The sequence below is a fragment of the Sandaracinaceae bacterium genome, from assembly GCA_020633055.1.
GTDB lineage: Bacteria > Myxococcota_A > Polyangia > Polyangiales > Houyiibacteriaceae > JADJJE01.
This window is the reverse complement of sequence record JACKEJ010000005.1, coordinates 89,260-105,713: the sequence shown is the minus strand read 5'-3', so window position 1 is coordinate 105,713 and position 16,454 is coordinate 89,260. Positions and strand designations below refer to the sequence as shown.

The 16,454-nt window shown below is 71.2% G+C and carries 11 protein-coding genes; 7 read left to right on the top strand and 4 right to left on the bottom strand.

What is annotated here, in order from left to right; translation table 11 throughout:
* Nucleotides 1–24 precede the first annotated feature (24 nt).
* Nucleotides 25–663, top strand: coding sequence for a hypothetical protein (locus H6726_05320; protein ID MCB9657054.1), 639 nt, complete (start codon nucleotides 25–27; stop codon nucleotides 661–663).
* 170 nt (nucleotides 664–833) lie between these two features.
* On the opposite strand, the gene H6726_05315 is transcribed toward H6726_05320, so the two are convergent.
* Nucleotides 834–6,626 (bottom strand): hypothetical protein, encoded by a 5,793-nt coding sequence (locus tag H6726_05315; GenBank protein ID MCB9657053.1) that lies wholly within the window; start codon nucleotides 6,624–6,626, stop codon nucleotides 834–836.
* A 63-nt stretch (nucleotides 6,627–6,689) separates the two neighbouring features.
* Nucleotides 6,690–7,682: an NAD(P)-dependent oxidoreductase gene (locus tag H6726_05310; GenBank protein ID MCB9657052.1), complete on the bottom strand. Its 993-nt coding sequence runs from the start codon at nucleotides 7,680–7,682 to the stop codon at nucleotides 6,690–6,692.
* Nucleotides 7,683–7,828: 146 nt separating this feature from the next.
* On the opposite strand from H6726_05310, the gene H6726_05305 reads away from it, so the two are divergent.
* The 5 genes from H6726_05305 to H6726_05285 all read left to right on the top strand — a co-directional run bounded on the left by H6726_05305 (nucleotide 7,829) and on the right by H6726_05285 (nucleotide 11,046).
* Nucleotides 7,829–8,710: an SDR family NAD(P)-dependent oxidoreductase gene (locus H6726_05305; GenBank protein ID MCB9657051.1), complete on the top strand. Its 882-nt coding sequence runs from the start codon at nucleotides 7,829–7,831 to the stop codon at nucleotides 8,708–8,710.
* Nucleotides 8,703–9,020, top strand: coding sequence for a hypothetical protein (locus H6726_05300; GenBank protein ID MCB9657050.1), 318 nt, complete (start codon nucleotides 8,703–8,705; stop codon nucleotides 9,018–9,020). Before H6726_05305 ends, H6726_05300 begins: the two co-directional genes overlap by 8 nt.
* Nucleotides 9,021–9,076: 56 nt before the next feature.
* Nucleotides 9,077–9,742 (top strand): deoxyribose-phosphate aldolase, encoded by a 666-nt coding sequence (gene deoC / locus H6726_05295; GenBank protein ID MCB9657049.1) that lies wholly within the window; start codon nucleotides 9,077–9,079, stop codon nucleotides 9,740–9,742.
* 111 nt (nucleotides 9,743–9,853) lie between these two features.
* Nucleotides 9,854–10,495, top strand: coding sequence for a thioredoxin (locus H6726_05290; GenBank protein ID MCB9657048.1), 642 nt, complete (start codon nucleotides 9,854–9,856; stop codon nucleotides 10,493–10,495).
* Nucleotides 10,492–11,046 carry a hypothetical protein gene (locus H6726_05285; GenBank protein MCB9657047.1) on the top strand — a complete coding sequence of 185 codons (555 nt, stop codon included), beginning with the start codon at nucleotides 10,492–10,494 and terminating at the stop codon, nucleotides 11,044–11,046. The genes H6726_05290 and H6726_05285 overlap by 4 nt, the downstream gene beginning before the upstream one ends.
* A 206-nt stretch (nucleotides 11,047–11,252) precedes the next feature.
* Here the strand turns inward: H6726_05285 and H6726_05280 are convergent, their stop codons facing one another.
* Both H6726_05280 and H6726_05275 read right to left on the bottom strand, forming a co-directional pair.
* A complete protein-coding gene (locus H6726_05280) occupies nucleotides 11,253–13,019 on the bottom strand; it encodes a phosphoenolpyruvate carboxykinase (ATP) (GenBank protein ID MCB9657046.1) in 1,767 nt (588 codons plus the stop codon).
* 255 nt (nucleotides 13,020–13,274) lie between these two features.
* A complete protein-coding gene (locus H6726_05275) occupies nucleotides 13,275–14,708 on the bottom strand; it encodes an AI-2E family transporter (protein MCB9657045.1) in 1,434 nt (477 codons plus the stop codon).
* 625 nt (nucleotides 14,709–15,333) lie between these two features.
* Here H6726_05275 and H6726_05270 point away from each other — a divergent pair.
* Nucleotides 15,334–16,446, top strand: a complete 1,113-nt coding sequence (locus H6726_05270) for a type IV pilus twitching motility protein PilT (protein ID MCB9657044.1) — start codon at nucleotides 15,334–15,336, stop codon at nucleotides 16,444–16,446.
* Nucleotides 16,447–16,454 lie beyond the last annotated feature (8 nt).

The window sequence follows — 16,454 nt, the reverse complement described above, 5'->3', positions numbered from 1 at the left end:
TCGACCCGACTCCGCGAGGACTCCATGCGCCACCTTCTGCTCTCCGCCTTCATCACTTCGACACTCGTGCTCACCGGCTGCGCCTCCGATGGCTCCTCGCTCTTCGTGACTGGCGTGGCTGGGCTGTCGGACGAGTGCGTCGTGGACGACTCCGTCAGGCTCCTCTCCGCCATCGTCGACGTGAGCCAGACGCCGAGCCTCACCATCTTCCCTGTCTTCGCGTCGCAGCTGCGCGACCGCGTCGGCGCCAACGCGGCGAACCCTGCCGACATGCACGTGCGGTGGGTCGACGTCCGCTTGGAGGATCTCGGCGGCAACACGCTCAACCTGGGCCTGCCCAACCCGTTCCGCGTCCCCACGAGCGTGTTCATCGAGAGCTTCGGGGGGAGCGGGTCGCCGAGCACCGGCTCGGGGGCGGTCGAGGTCTTGCCGCCGAGCTACCCCGAGGCCGTCGCGGCCGTCGCGGGCGGACGCGCGCTGGTGGCGTTGCGGCCCATCGGACGTACCAACGGCGGCATCGAGGTCGAGGGCAACTTCGACTTCCACTACGAGATTCGCATTTGCAATGGCTGCCTGACCCGCTGCGCCGAGGGGGACGAGACGGCGGTCATCCCGTGCACCCCCGGCCAGAACGAGGAGACCATCCTCGAGTGCACGCCGTGATCCCCTCCCTCTGAGGGTCCTTCGCGCGGTGGCGCCACGCCGACCGTCGCGGGCGGCGTGATGGGACCGAGGCCCACGTGCCGCCGGCCTCGGTCGCAGAACCCTCGAGGGTCTGTTCGCTCACCGTGAGACGATTGAGCCCCGGGCGCTGGCGCGACGGAAAGCGCAGGTCACCGACGGGCGGCTAGTGTGTGCTCGATGATCGCCCTGAACCCACGCGAGCGCTCGAGCGCGAGCGCGAAGCGCTCGTCCGGAGGGCTTTCGACCAACTCGGCGAGGTCTGGGTCGTCTGCGAACAGCCCCGCGACCGCAGCGCTCACCTGGCCGCAGCACGCCAGCCCTACGAGCGCGGCGCGGGACTGGGTGAGGAGCGCCAGCTCCTCGAAGTCCAGCCGTTGATCCTGGAGCGCGTGGCGGATGTCCGCCTGGTCGCGCGAGGCGATCGTATGCCAGAGATCGGCCGCCAGCGTCGCCGTGTCCGGATCGATCGACTGACCCGGGTCGTGGGGGCCGAACGCGCCCTGGATGGCGTTCATCAGCATGCGCCCCTCATCCGCCGAGCGGCTGCTCAGCAGGATGTTCTCGGGGCGCGCGAGGTGCATGGCGCGCGCGAGGCGGAACACCAGCCGCGCCGGGGAGTCGTCCAGGGTACGCACCAACACGGACGGCGGATGCGTGGGCGCGACGGTGATCGTTCCGGCGCTCGGGTCGCACGCGTACACGGCCACGTCGTGCGAGCGTGTGCGCGCCAGGGCCTCGCGCACGGCCAGCGCGAGGGGACGGTTGCCGATGCCACTCACGCGGCGACCGTCAGCCGCTCCGTACTGCCGGAGGGTCTTGCGGAAGATGGGGAGCGCGCAGTGCCACACCGCAGAGAGCACGCCGAAGTCGAGCTCGCGTGGCCCCCGCCGGATGGCGTCCACCACACCGGGCTCCGGCGCTGGGCCGATGGCCTGCTCCAGCGTGCCCACCCGGAAAAAGGCGGCGATGGCGCGTGCGTCCGCGCTGCCGGCCGCCTCGGGGGGTAGCGCCTCGAGCTCGGCCAAGGTCAACGTCGCCGTGTCCCGCGCGGCGGGGAGCGTTGCTGTGGGCCCGGCCGAGGGCCTCTCCACGCCTCCGCGTTCGGGGGCCTGCGTCCAGCCCTCCGGGGCCTCGGGCGCGGCGCTCGTGCGTGGTCGCGGCGCCCTCCCTTCCGTTTCCGCTCCTGCGTCGGTGTCCGTGCCAACCTCGTCCGACGGAGGCCGCGACGAGTCCGACGCCGTACGCGGCGCGCCTCCTGAGTCGTGGGTCTCGCCCGGTTCGCGAGGATCCAGCTCGTCGGCCCGTGTCTGGAACATCGAGGCCTCATCCGACCGTCCCGCGGCAGAGAGGCGCCCGGCCAACGCGCGGCACAGGGCCGCCGCGACGCGCTGTCCTTCGTTCTCGCGCCGCACGATCGCCAGCGCCTCCTCCGCCACTCGGCACTCGGCGTCGAGATCGCGGCGGTCCTCCCCCGCGATGGCTGCGATCACGGCCAGCGATTCCAGCTGATCCGGCGCGTCCCAGCTCATCTCGATCCGGCTGCGCAGGCCCTCGACCACGCGCTCGCGCATGCTCGCCACCCGCTCGGGCTGCTCCTGCTCCGTCAGGTTGCCCAGGCGCCGCAGGGTGGGGAGCAGCTCGCTGCGGTTCGTCTGCTTGAAGGTCTTCTCGTACAGGTCGAACGCGCGCAGCGGTTGCTTCAGCACCTTCTCCGCGAGCCCCCCTGCGCGGCGGGTCAGCTCGACGCGTCGGTCGGCCAGCGTGGCGCGTTCGGCCAGCGCGGCCAGCGCGTCCACCATGGCGTGCGAGTCGGACACCAGGACGGACAGTCGCTCGATGGCGTTGAAGACGACCCCTTCCCCGGGCGCCATCGCGAACGCCAGGGCGTACGCGTCCAAGGCCTCACGGTTGGCGCCAGCGCTCTCCAGCCAGCGCGCTTGGCGGTAGCGCAGACCACGCAATCCGTGGGGGCCCATCGCTCGCGCGCAGAGGTCCTCGTACATGGCCTTGGCGCGGTCGACCGCGTCGCTGGCGAGCGTGAGGCGCTCGAAGGTCACCAGCAGCTCGGGATGCGGTGGGTCCAGCTGAAGGCCTCGGGTGGCCAGGTCGAGCGCTTGCAGCAGCTCCCCTTCGTCCTCGAGGGCCCGCACCGTCGCCGCGAACCGCCGCGCCAGTTCGTCCGTGTCGTCACCCGCCGCGTCGCGCGCCGCGGCTTCCCATGCGTCGGCGTCGAACGGGCCGACTGCCGCGTCCCCCGGCTCCGTTGGCGTGCGAAGCCCGATCTCCCGTGGAGGGGTCCCCTCGGCGTGGGCCGGTGCTTGGGCGACCAGCGCCAGCCACTCTTCGCGCGCCCGCTGTGCACGGGCGTCCGTGAAGCCACTCTCCTCGACGGCCTGTTCGACGAAGCCCCTCGCCCGCTCGAGATCGTGTGCGCGCTGCATGGCGGCCTGCGCGAGGCAGAGCAGCCGCTGCCGACGCGGCAGGACGCCCACGGCAGCCTCCAGCGACAGGGCGAGCACGGCCATCAGCCGCTGGGTCTCCCCCGTCTCCGTGTACAACTCCGCCAAGCGCTCGAGGGCTGGTGGGTCGTGCGGCTCCTCGGCCAACACCCGCAGCAGGGTCCGCGCCTCGGCCGCGGCGTTCCCGAGCTCTCGTTGGATGGCCGCGAGCCGCCGCAGCGGATCCACGCGCGCCGACGCCTCGGTCCACGCCACGATGCGCTCCAGAGTGGCGATCTTGGAGGCCTGATCCACGCCAGACTTCGCGAGCTCCCAGCTCTGTTTCAGCAGCTCCCTCTCCCCGAGCGTGTCCAGGGCGCGTAGCGCGAGCGTGCAGGCGGCGTTCTCGCGCGACAGCTTGCGCAGCGTACTGAGGGCGTCCGACACCACCGCGGCGGTCTCGGGCGCGACACAGAGCGGGAGCAGCGCTTGGTCCGCTCGCTCGAGCAGGGCGTCGGCGTCGCGCTCCGGGTCGCGCTCCGAGGCGGTGATCGCGCGACGCACGCGCTCGAGGGCGACGGCTGGCGTCGGCAGGATGCGGAAGTGTGCGTCCAGCAACGTCCTCGCCAGCTCCTCGTCGTCGGCTCTCTCGGCCAGCGCGAGGCACGTCTCGAGCAAGGCGGGCGTGTCCCCGAGGGCGGCGCGAGCCGGGCCGACCCACTCGAGGGCCTCGCGCTCCGGCAGCGCGTCGAAGTAGCGCACCAAGAGCGCCAGCGCGTCCGCGCAGCGCGGGTCGAGGGCGAGGGCGGCACGCGCCGCCGCGATCGCCTCGTCGGGAGAGCCTGCGGCGTCGGCTTGGAGCGCGACCTGCCCTTGGAGTCGCGCCGCCTCCTGCGGCTCTGGGTCCTGTCGGAGCCGCGCGCGCAAGGCCTGGAGTCGCAGCTCTGGGTCGCCCACCTGGCGCGCCGCGAGATCGAGGCGCGCCCACGCCACGCGGGACGCGGGAGCCAGCTCCAGCACGCGTAGGGCGGCGCCTGCGCTCCCCAGCGGATCGTTGGCGAGCGCGAGCGCGCCAGACGCGTGGCCGAGCGCCTCGGAGGCGGATTCGGCGCCCAGGATCGAAGGGGCCTCGAGCCACAGCTCGATCAAGTCTGCGTCTCGGCCTTCGAGTCGGTAAAGCCGCGCGAGCGACGCGAAGGCGGTGGGGCGGTGCTCGGCCGACCCGGCGAGGGCGACCCGTAGACAGCTGATGGCCTCCTCACGGTGCGTTGGGACGTCTCGCAGCAGCTGCCCGAGCCGCAGCGAGAGGGCGTCGCGCTGGTCGCCCGAGGCTGCGTCCAGGTCGCTCCGGGCCATACCGAACAAGTCGGCGCGCGCGGTGGCCAGGCTGGTGAGCCGCTCCTGCTGCGTGGTGTCGCCGTCGGGGGCGCTGGGCTGCCCGTCGCCGGTGCGTCCCGTCTCCCGCGCCCAACCGAGACAGCTCAGCGCCCGCGCGGGCTGGCCAGCGTCCTCCGCGAGCGCGGCGGCGCGGCGCAAGAGCGCGGCCCGGGCTTCACGGTCCTCTTGGGCGCTGCCGTCCTCGAGGAGACGCCCCGCACGTTCCAGTGCGTCCAGGAGCAGCGTCGGGTGCGCCCACCGTTCGGCCTCGGCCTCGATCGCGGCCAGCACCTCGGCGGAGCCAGGGTCGGCGATCAGGGCGCGCGTGAGCAGCTCGCCGGCCCACGTGTCCCGCCCCGTGTCCTCGCCGCTCCTCGAGAACGCGCTGGCGGCTTCCAGCAGCCAGCGGGCGCGCGCGACGCCGGACGTGGCCGCACCCACGGCCTCGAGCACGACCGACAGCGTCCCGTCGGAGCCCGCCGCGCGGGCGTCCTCTGCCAGCGGGTCGTGCAAGACCTCGAGCTGCGGCTCGGCCACGAACGCGTCCAGCAGGAACCCGCAGGAGAGGTCCGGGTGCTCGGCGAGCTCCGCCAGCTCGGCAGCCTCCAACAGAAACCCGCGCCGCACGTCCGGCTCTCGCGCTGCCGCGGACGCGTGGCGGAGTTCGCTGAGCGCGGCCTCACCGAAACCACCTTCGTGCAGCGCGCGTGCGTAGGCGCTGGTGCGCGCGGGGGAATCCTCTAGGCTGCGCGCGAAGCCCAGCAACGCGCAGGCGCGCTCAGGCCGTCGTACAGCGGCCGCACCCGCCTCGGCGGCCTCAGCGGCGCCGCTGAGGTCCCCGCGGCGCACCCGCACGCGCGCTAGCGCCTCGAACGCGTCACCGTCGGTGGGGTCCGCCGCGAGCGCCTCGACCAGGGTGGCCTCGGTCTCGTCGATAGCGCCGAAGCGTTGCGCGTTCCGCGCGATGAGCTTGAGGCCGCGGGCCCGCTCGGCCGGGCTGCCGGCGGCCGCAGCGGCTGCGCGCGCGTAGGCGTTGCCGAGCTCCACGCGGCCCATCGCGGTGCACAGTGTCGCTGCGGCGTCGAGCGCATCGTAGAACGTCGGGTCCGCCGCGGCTGCCTCGCGAAAGGCGCGGCAGGCCTCTTCGAGGGAGCGGTGGTGGCGCTGCCATGCGCGGCCGAACTCGAGCCACGCCGTCGCGCGCTCGCGGGCCGGCGCGCTGCTGGCCTCCAGGTTGGCGATGCGTTTCTCGAGCGGATCGAGAGGGTCGTCGAGGCGCATCAGGATGGGCGGCAGCGGGGGCAGCTTGATGCCGAACTCGCTGGGGCGTCCCGTCGCGTCTCGGGGCTGCGGGATGAGCTGGACGACCGAACCCGCGGCGGGCCCGGCCGCGACCGGTGCCGCGGGCGGCGGGGCGATGGTCGTGGGGCGTGGCGGTGGAGGAGGGGGGGAGTCCACTCGCGCGCTCAGGTACACGAGCCCTGCTCGGAGCAGCGCTGCGATCCGCGAGGCAGCCGCCGGCGACGTGGCCAGGAGCCGCGCGACGCGTGGCGGGTCGAGGACGGGCAGCTCGGCCCACGCTTCGGCCGCGGCGCGGTGTGACCCCTCGTGCCAGATCAACAGCTTGCCCGCTTGTGACCCCACGAGCCCGGCGTCGCGCTCCCCCGCGCGGCGCGCGAGGGCGTCGAGGAGCAGCTCCAGGAGCGGGGTACGGTGCTCGCCCGCGCGTGCGCTCAGGGCGGGGGAGGGCTCGAAGTCGTTGAGCCCTTGCCCGGCGTCGACGTCCACCTGGAGTCCGAACACGAGACGATCGAGCCAGAGCGCGCGCAGCCCCTGCGTCAGCTGCGTCGGCGTCAGGACTTGCTCCAGCTCCTGGATCAGCGGTCTCCCGGAGATCTCCGACTTCGACCGAGCTTGCCGCGCCCCGCCCTCGTCCAGGCGACCGGCCTTCACCAAAAACGTGTCCAGCGGCTCGTCGCCAGGGGCCGGCAGCACGCCCGTCACCTGGCCCTCGTGGAGCACGAGCTTGCGGCCCCCGATGGCGATCTCTCCGCTGGCCCGACGTTCCGCGAGCTCCAGGAGGGTCCTCGCGATCGGTCCGGGCACCAGCGCCGACGGTGAATCCATGGGCGCGGAAGTTATCACAGTCACACCGCGCGCGAAGGCTTTCTGCCGCGTGCGCCGCGGGGCTCAGCGCCCGTACCAGCCGTTCGCTTCGTACCAAGCGTGAGTGCGCGCGAGGGCCTCTCGTCGCCCGATCGACGGCGCGAAGCCGAAGTCCGCGGCCGCCGCGTCGGCGTGGCAGGTCCAAGCCTCCTGTGCCCCCATGATGGCCTTCTGCCGGTTCATGAGGCGCGGCTGCCCATCGACGCGTGTGGCCAGCTCGCCGAGCGCGCCGGCGATGAACGGCATCTGTCGGGGCAGGGACACCGTCAGCGCGCGACGCCCGACGACGGAGAGGATGTCGGCTTGCAGCGTCTCCCAGGTGATCGGCTCGCCGTCCGAGAGGAAGTAGCCGCGGCCTTCGGTCTCCGCCACGGTGGGGACCCGCAGGATGGCGTCCACCACGTCGTCGACGTAGACGAAGCTGCCCCAGCTCCGGCGGTTGCCGAAGAACAGGTTCACGCGACTCCGAGCGAGCTTGAAGAGCTCGAACATGTCGACGTCGCGCGGGCCGTACACGCCGCTCGGCCGAATGATGGTGTAGGGCACGTTCGCCCCTTCGACGACGCGCTCGGCAGCCAGCTTGCTCTCGCCATAGAACTCGACGGGCCGGCGCGGGTCGCTCTCGCGCAGGGGGGCGCCGGGCCTCCCCGGGCCGTACGCGGCGAGCGACGACACGTGCACGAAGCGCTTCAGACCCGGGTGCTGCGACGCGACCGCGCGCAGCAGGTTCTCGGTGGGCATCACGTTGCCCGCTTCGAAGTCTTGGTACGTGCGCCCCTTCGTCGCGCCCGCGACGTGCAGCACGTAGTCGGGGCGCTCGCGGTCCATCAGCCGCTCGAGCGACGCCACGTCGTCGTAGCTGGCCTCGACGCTGCGCCCCGTCTTCGCCTCGGGCGAGCCCGGCCGGCGGATGGCGAGCACGTCCGAGCCCTCCTCCAACAGCCTGTCGCGCAGCCAGCTCCCGATGAACCCGCTCGCGCCCGTGATCAGTACCTTGCCTCGAATCGTGTCGCTCACGCGGGGTGTGATGCCCGTTCCCGCGCGTCGCCGCAAGTGCCCAGTGGCCCCTCGGGGCGCCGTCGCACGTCGCCCGGACCGTCGTGGCGCGGTCCGAGGTGGCGCGCCCCGTACACCACCAGCGCTGGACTGCTACCCTCCGCCCGATGCGAAACACCCAGCATGAAACGATCGGGACGCGACACGCCGTGGTCACGGGTGGCAGCGCGGGCATCGGCCTCGAGACTGCGCGCGGTCTCCTGCGGCGCGGCTTCGAGCGCGTCGCCATCATCGGACGCGACGCGGGCCGCCTGGCACGCGCGGTCGACTCGCTCGGACCAGGTGCCGTGGCCATCCGCGCGGACTTCAGCTCGTTGGCCCAGGTGGAGGCGTGCGTGCAGGAGGTCAAGCGGCAGCTGGCGCCCCTCTCGGTCGTCGTCAACAACGCGGGCGTGTGGCACGCGGAGCGCACGCTCAGCGTCGATGGGTTCGAGGACACGTTCGCGGTGAACCACCTCGCCCACTTCGCGTTCACGCGGGGGCTGCTCGACCACCTCGCGGAGCGTCCGTCGTTGCCAGCGCGGATCGTGCACGTCTCCTCGCGCCGCCACGTGCACTGCCGCGCCATGCAGTGGGACGACCTCATGCTGGAGCGCAGGTACTCCGGGCTGCGCGCCTACGACCAGAGCAAGCTCGCGAACCTGCTGTTCAGCGCCGAGCTCGCTCGCCGCCTCCACGGCGAGGACCGCCACGTCCGCTCGAACGCCGTGCACCCTGGCTCCGTCGCGACGGAGATCACGCGCGACAGCGGGGTGCTCAGCTTCCTCAGCGACAAGGTGGCTGGGCTGGTCCTCCTCACGCCCGCAGAGGGGGCCGCCACGTCGATCCACGCCGCCACGCATCCCGCGCTCGACGACACCACGGGCCAGTACTTCGCGCGTGCTCGTCGAGCGCGCCCGTCGCAGGCCGCGCTCGACGAGCTGGCTGGGAGGCGCCTCTGGCAGCTGAGCGAGAAGCTCCTGCGCGGCGCCGGGGTGAGCGATGCCTGAGCCCGAGGCCTACAGGGACTGCGTCACGCGCTGCCGCTCCGCACTGAACGACCTCCCCGCCAACGCGCGTGAGGACGCCGAGCGCGCCCTGCAGCTGGTCTCCGAGCGCGCCGGGGACGGCATCGAGGACGAAGCCGCCGCGAAGCGCGAGCTGCTGGGCCTCATCGAGCGCCTCGGACGACGCGCGAGCGCAGCGGTCCCCTTTGCGTCGCTCGCGCGGGCGCTGTCGGCCGATCTGCACGGCTCACGCGCGGTCATGCGCGAGAGCCTCGACGCGTGTGAGCGCGCCCTGGTGCTGCGCGGCCTCTGACGAACGCTCGGGCGTTCCTCCGGCCTCGCTCGGCGAGCTTGGTGTAGCCTCGCTGCGTGCACGAACTCGCGTCCCTCATCGACCACACACTGCTGCGCGCCGACGCGCAGTCCGCCGACTACTCCCAGCTGTGCGTGGAGGCTCGCACACACGGGTTCGCGACGGTGTGCGTCCCCTCTGCGTGGGTGCGCTTCTGCGCGGAGCGCCTGGCGGACGCCGCGCCGGGCATCACGACCGTCATCGGATTCCCCCTGGGATGCGTCAGCACCGCCGCCAAAGTCGCCGAGGCCCAGCAAGCGGTCCGCGATGGCGCCACCGAGCTGGACGTGGTGGTGCACCTCGGCGCGCTGCGTGACCGTCACTACCGCACCGTCGCGCTGGACCTGTCCGCCGTCGTGCAGGCCGCGGAGGGGCGCATCGTGAAGGTGATCCTCGAGACCGCTGCGCTCAGCGACGAGCTCATACGCGTCGGGGCCGCCGTGGCGCAGTCGGCCGGTGCGCAGTTCGTGAAGACGTCGACGGGCTTCGGCCCCGGGGGCGCGACCGTCGAGGCGGTCGCCCTCCTGCGCGCCACTGTGTGCTCACAGATCGGCGTCAAGGCGTCGGGAGGCATCCGCGACATCCAGAGCGCGCAGGCCATGGTGGCCGCCGGAGCGACGCGGCTCGGGACCAGCGCGGGGGTGGCCATCGTTCAGGGTGGGGCCGGCGGCGGCGCGTACTGAACCGACCTGCGCTGGCGCCGTCCTAGGCGCGCGACCCACGAGCCCGAGCGGTCATGTCGTCCACGTCGAGGAGCGGTTGGAGCGCCTCGGCAGCCCTGCTACACCTCCGCCATGACCGTCATCGCCGTGACCGACGCGACCTTCGAGCGCGAAGTCCTCGCCGCCGAGCTGCCCGTCCTGATCGACCTGTACGCCGACTGGTGCCAACCATGCAAGCAGCTGGCGCCCGTCGTCGCGGGCATCGCGGGTGAGCTGCAAGGCATCATCAAGGTCGTCAAAATCGACATCGAGCGCAGCCCGGGCGTGGCACAGATGTTCCGCGTCCAGAGCATCCCGATGCTGGTCGTGATGCACGGCGGTCGGCCCGTCGCGGCCGAGCAGGGCGTGCTGGACCGCGCCCAGCTGCTCGAGATGCTCGCGCCGTTCCTGCCGCAGGCCGCCACGGCCCTCAAGCCGGCCGAGCTCGCGCAGCTGCTCAAGCAGGGTCAGGTTCTGCCCGTGGACGTGCGTGACGAGCGCAGCTTCGGGCGCTTCCGCATCCCGGGCGCCATCAACGTCCCCGTGGAGACCGCGGCCACGCGCGTTGCGGAGCTGGCGCCGACGGATGGTCGCTTGCGCGTGCTCTACTCCCGTACCGAGGACGACGCGAAGCAGCTCGCGGACACGCTCGGCAAGCAGGGTGTCGAGGTGGGCTTCCTCTCGGGCGGGTTCCTCCACTGGGAGGCCGACGGGCTCGAGGTCGAGCGCGGGTGAAGCTGAGCGACCTCGGGGACCCCCGGCGCGGCGACGCTGCCGTACCGTGCAGTGTGCCGGCCGAGCTCATCGCGTTGGGGGGGCCGACGGTGGTCGTGCTCGGCGTTCGCCGCGGCGACCTCGCGGCCAAGCGCTTCCTGCTGCAGCTGGCGGAGGCGGGTGTCGGGCGCTCTGTGCCCGTGGTGATCTCGTCTCTGCGTCGTGCCTCGGGGCCGCTCACGCTGGACGCACCGGCGCGAGGCGAGGACTACGTCGCGGCAGGCGCGCTCTCGTACCGCGGGGCCAGCGTGCCTGCGGAAGCGGATGTCATCGACGCCCAGCTGCGCGCGTGGGCCGAGGACGCGCCTCCAGGGGCGCTGCACCTCGCGCTGGGCGCGGACTTCGCGGCGCGGGCACGTGCGGACGTGGTCGTTGCCCTGACGGGTGGGTTGCCGCCGCTGGCGTTCAGCCCCGCTGCGCGCGCCGTGGCCGAGCGTTTTGGGTTGCAGCTGGCCGAGCCTCGAGCGGAGGTCGCCCGGGGCCTCGTCGCGCGACTCCTCACCGCCTGCTGACGAACGTCCCCGGTCAGCCGCCGAGGGCCCGCCTGTTCGCGCCGTGTCGGTGTGGCCCATCGCTCTGTCGGACGGCGCGCCTGGGTTGCACATGGCCGTGGGGGGACGCTTGCGCGTCGCACACGTGCCCAAACGCCGAACGCCCGGCCGAGGCCGGGCGTTCGTTCAGGTTCCACGACCCGCGAGGCCCGCGGGTGGTGACTGGCTCACGCGCAGGTGGCCTCGATGATGGGCGCGGCCACGGCGAAGCGGCCCAAGAACTCGCGGCGCTCGGACTTCATCTTCGCGACCCACTTCTTGTAGTCCTCCGCGCGACCGACCTTCTCGAAGTAGCGGCGCGGCTCGAGGATGTCGGCCGGGACCTTGTCCACCAGCGCGGCGTTCTCGGGCGCGTCCACGTCCACGATCTCGTAGCCGAAGTCCGGGTCGACCTTCCACTTGATGTCCTCGCTGAGGAGGGCCTCGAGCATGGCCGAGCTGTGGCGGATCTTGACCTTGAGGGCCTTGTCCGCCTTCACGTCGTTGGCGTCGCCGCCGACGTAGCCGGTGTTCATGAGCCACATGGTCACGCCGCTCATGGTGGAGGCCAGCTCCGCGAAGCGCTGCGCCTGGAGGCCGTGCTTGGCGGGGAAGAAGGGCTGCGTGAAGGGCGAGCGGGTCTTGCCGCGGTCCTTGCCGGCGGCGCTGGTCTTGCTGGTCTCACCCAGCATGAAGAAGCCAGCGGCCTGCTCCGGCGAGGTGAAGCGCAGGATGCCGGGCATCGCCGCGTCCGGACCCTCGTCACGGTTGAGCACGCCCATGGACTTCACCTCGGGCAGGTTGCCGAAGTCCGCCGCGCCCGGGATGGAGCTCATCGGCACGATGGAGCGGCCGTTCTGGCTCCACACCACGAAGTCCCAGCCGTCGGCCGGCACGCCGCGCGCGTCGAGCACGTCCTCGGCCTTGACCTCGCCCGCGATGTACTTGTCCACGTTCGCGCCGTTGGCGCCGGTGAGCAGCAGGATCTCGCGCACGCGCTTCACCTCGGCCGCCGAGAGCACGCCCTTGCTGAAGTCGTACTCGCCGTCCTCGCCCAGGTAGGCGTTCTCGAGCCACGCGTCACCGCGGATGGTGGCCTCGTAGATGATGGGCTCGGACTCCAGCGACAGACCCTCGGTCTTCGCGAAGCAGCCGTTCTCCGTGATGCTGATGGCGCCGTTGGGCCACAGGGTGACCATGTCGTCCTGGATTGGCTCGGTGCGGTCGCCCTGCTTGGAGAACGTGGTGGTGGTCTTGCCGGTGCCCGACAGGCCCATGACCGTCATGGCGACGCGGGTGCCGTCCTTGCGGGTGACCGACTTGGCCCCGGCGTGCAGGACGAGCGCGCCCTTCTGGTACGAGTACTCGTTGAGCATGCGGAGCACGCCCTTCTTCGACTCGCCGAAGTAGTCCGCGCCGATGACGTACGTGGTCCAGTTCTCGATGTCGACGATGATCGCCTGGCGACCGGGCATGTCCTCGAGGCGCAGGTCCGGGGTGTAGACCAGCTTGAAGACCGGCTTGAACGCCTCCTTCAGCTGCGCGGGCGTCTCGACGTCCTCACGCGGGAACGCGAGGATCTGCTGCATGCCGGCGATGTTCGCGCCCTCGAGCGTGTAGAGCCAGGTGGCTCCGAACGCGCCGCGGCCCAAGCCGACGTAGCCGTCGATCGCGATGAGCTTGCCCTTCTCCGCGATGTAGGCCTCCTGCCGGGCGATGATGTCGCGGGCCTTGTCCGGGTCGATGACCTGGTGGCTCCAGCGGTCGAGGCCGGAGCCGTCGATGATGTACGTGTACGCAGCGACGCGCGACTTGTTGCGCGAGACCTTGTTCACGGAGCCGGACTTGGCCTGCTGGACGGCGGGCGTGTGCGCGAGCGCCAGCTCCCGGAGCTCTTCTTGGCTCGGGTTGTTCAGGTACTCGACGTTGTATGGGCGTGGATTCTGCTGAGCCATCGGGTCTTCCCTCCAGGGGGATGTGAGGACCGAAAAGAGCCCCTTCCGTAGCTCACATTTTAGGGGTGCGCTACCGCGGAGGCGACACGATTTCAGACCCATGGCAGCCCGCTCAAAGCCAAGTGCCCGATCCCTCGTGGGATTTCGGGTTGTTACGCTGTCAGTCGGATATTGCTGAAAACTATAAAGCCAACGCGGAAACGAGCGGTGAAGATCGTCTTCTGCTTGTAAATCTGTAAAGCGCGCTGTCGGGGCTCATGCAGCGTCGTCGTCGGTGGGTTCGGCGGGGCGCTGCGGCGATGCTCCCACGCCCCCCCCATCGCTGCGGGCGGGGGAGGCTTCGGCCTGCGGATCCGAGGTGTCTCGTGGGCCTGCTCGCGGGACGTCGCCTGGTCTGGCGGCGGGGTCGTCGTCATCACGCCGCTCGCTCTGCGGCTCGTGAGGCTCGTTCCGCGGGCTCGGGTCGTGGCTCGCGCCAGCGCCGTCGTCAGCGGCACCGTCCGGCTCGTGCGGCTCGCCGCCGCCGTCCCCGTCGTCGTCCAGGGCTGCCGCGAGCGTGTCGGGCATCGGGGTGGGCTCGTCGGTCGGAGTCCCGAAGAAGTCGCTGGCCCGGTAGGCACGCGTGGCTCGCACCACGAAGATCTTCACCACCGCTGCCCCTGGCACCGCCATAAGCACGCCGAGGAAGCCGAAGAGCTCGTTGCCGATCATCAACGCGAGCAGCACCACCACCGCGCTCAGCCCCACCTTGTCGCCGACGAGCTTCGGGGTGATCACGAAGCCCTCGAGCACCTGCACGATCCCGAACGCAACGACCACGTAGCCCATCGACGGCCACAGGCGACCCTCGACCGCGCACGTGAGGAGCGCCAGCCCGAGACCCAGCGCGCCGCCGACGTACGGGATGAAGGACAACAACCCCGCGATGATCCCGATCGGGATGGCCAAGGGCGCGCCTGCGAGCGAGAAGGCCACGGCATACAGAGCGCCCAGCGCGACCATCACGAGGAACTGTCCCCGCACCCAGTGTCCGAGGACCTCGTCGATGTCGGCGGCCATGCGGAACACGATGGGCCTGTGCCGGTAGGGCACGAGCTCTCCGCCCGCCGCGACGATGCGGTCGAAGTCGTACAGGAGATAAAAAGCGAACACCGGCACCATCAGCCCACCTGCGACGGCGCTGAACACGGACGCCGTCCCCCCCGCCACCCAGCGCAGGGCGGACGACACGGGCGTCACGGCGCTGCTGGCGACCTCACGCGCGTCGACCTGCAGGCTGGCGAGCGCTTCGTCGAGCGTGTGGGGGACTGGCACGCCGTAGCGCGTGAGCAGCGGCTCGAGCCGCGCCACCCAGTCCTGCAGCTTTCCGGGGAGCGCCTGCGCGAACGCGGTGAACTCCGACACGATGCCAGGGAGGACCAGCAACATCGCCACCACCAGGGCCCCGAGCGTTCCCGCGAGCAGCACCGCGATGCCCGCTCCGCGCGGCAGGCCGCGCGCTTCGAAGCGGTCGACCAACGGGTCGAGCATGTACGCGATGAAGAACGCGAAGAAGAGAGGGGTGAAGACGGCGCGCAGCACCCACACCATCACCAGCGTGAGGACGACGCCGGCGGCCACGATGAGGGTGCGCGGCAGCGCGCGTGTGGGAGGAGACGGAGGCGCAGTGGGGTCGGAGCCGTCGGTCATGTGGGGCGTCTTTCTGGAGGGCAGGGGCCCTGCGTGGGGACACTCGGGGGCCGCTCGCGGGCACAGCCTCGACGCATTTTTTCGCTGAGGCCCGTACGCGCGATGATACCTTCGCCACCCGATGCTACGGATCGATTTCTACGTTCAGCACCTGCTCAAGCACAAGGCCAACGGCGTCCGGTTGGTGTCCGACATGCCGGTCACCTTTCACTTCGACGCAGGGGACCGCCAGTCCAGCAAGCCCATCGATCACGACATGGTCGTCGCGATGGTTCAGGAGGCTGCGCCACCGGCGGCGCTGCAAGAACTGCAGGCCCAAGGGCGCTGCGCGTTCCAGCACGACTCCGAGGCCGGTATGCGGGTGCAAGTGGAGGTGCGCGCTGCGGGGCCGTCGTCGTGGGCGCTGCTGCTTTCTCCGGCGAAGCCTGCGCGCATCGCGCCGGCCGACGTCGAAGCCATCCCGTTCCCGGCGGCAGACGCGCCGCCGCGCGCCGCCGTGCGGGCTCCAGCTGCCGCCCCAGCGCCGGCGGCGCCCGTCCAGGCTCCCAAGGCGAGCCCCAAGCCAAGCGGCGAAGCACGCGGCTACATCGACGGCGGCATCCCCGATCACGCGGCCGCGGACGGCATGCACGTCCAGCTCGAACCCGGTGAGCCGCAGATCAACCGCCTCTTGCGCCTGATGAAGATGGTCAACGCCAGCGACCTGCACCTCTCGGCCAACGTCGTGGCCATGGTGCGCAAGGACGGTGAGATCCACCCCCTCGAGCGCCGCGAGGCTTACAGCTCGGACGAGATCGCCGCCATGATCGCCGAGATCATGCCCGAGCGCAGCCGCATCGAGTTCGACGAGACCAACGACGCGGACTTCGCACACAACATCCCGGGCTTGTGCCGCTTCCGCGCGAACGTCTTTCGCGACCGGCACGGCGTGGGCGCCGTGTTCCGCCAGATCCCATTCGAGCTGCTCTCCGTCGAGCAGATCGGCGTGCCACCCAAGGTCCTGGATCTGTGCTGGCTCACCAAGGGTTTGGTGGTGGTCACCGGCCCGACTGGTAGCGGCAAGTCGACGACGCTCTCCACGTTGATCGACTTCATCAACATGAACCGGGCGGACCACATCATCACGATCGAGGATCCCATCGAGTTCGTGCACCCCAACAAGCGCTGCCTCGTGAACCAGCGCGAGATCGGCGAGCACACCACGGGCTTCAAGCGGGCGCTGCGCGCCGCGCTGCGCGAGGACCCGGACATCGTGTTGGTGGGCGAGATGCGCGACCTCGAGACCATCGCCATCGCGATCGAGACGGCGGAGACCGGACACTTGGTGTTCGGGACGCTGCACACCACGAGCGCGGCGAGCACCGTGGACCGCATCATCGATCAGTTCCCGGCCGACCAACAGGAGCAGATCCGCATCATGCTCAGCGAGTCGTTCCGCGGCTGCATCGCCCAGGTGCTCTGCAAGAAGAAAGGCGGCGGTCGCATCGCGGCCTACGAGGTGCTCATCGGCAACAGCGCGGTCGCCAACCTCATCCGCGAGGGCAAGACGGTGCAGCTCAAGAGCGTCATGCAGACCGGCCGGAACCTCGGAATGCAGACCATGAACGACCACCTGCTGCAGCACGTCAAGAACGACCTCGTCACGCCGGAGGAGGCCTACATGAAGTCCAACGACAAGCAGCTCATGAAGTCGTTGCTGGCCGCCGAGGGCTTCTCGGTCGACCTACCCCAGGGCTGAGGCGCCGC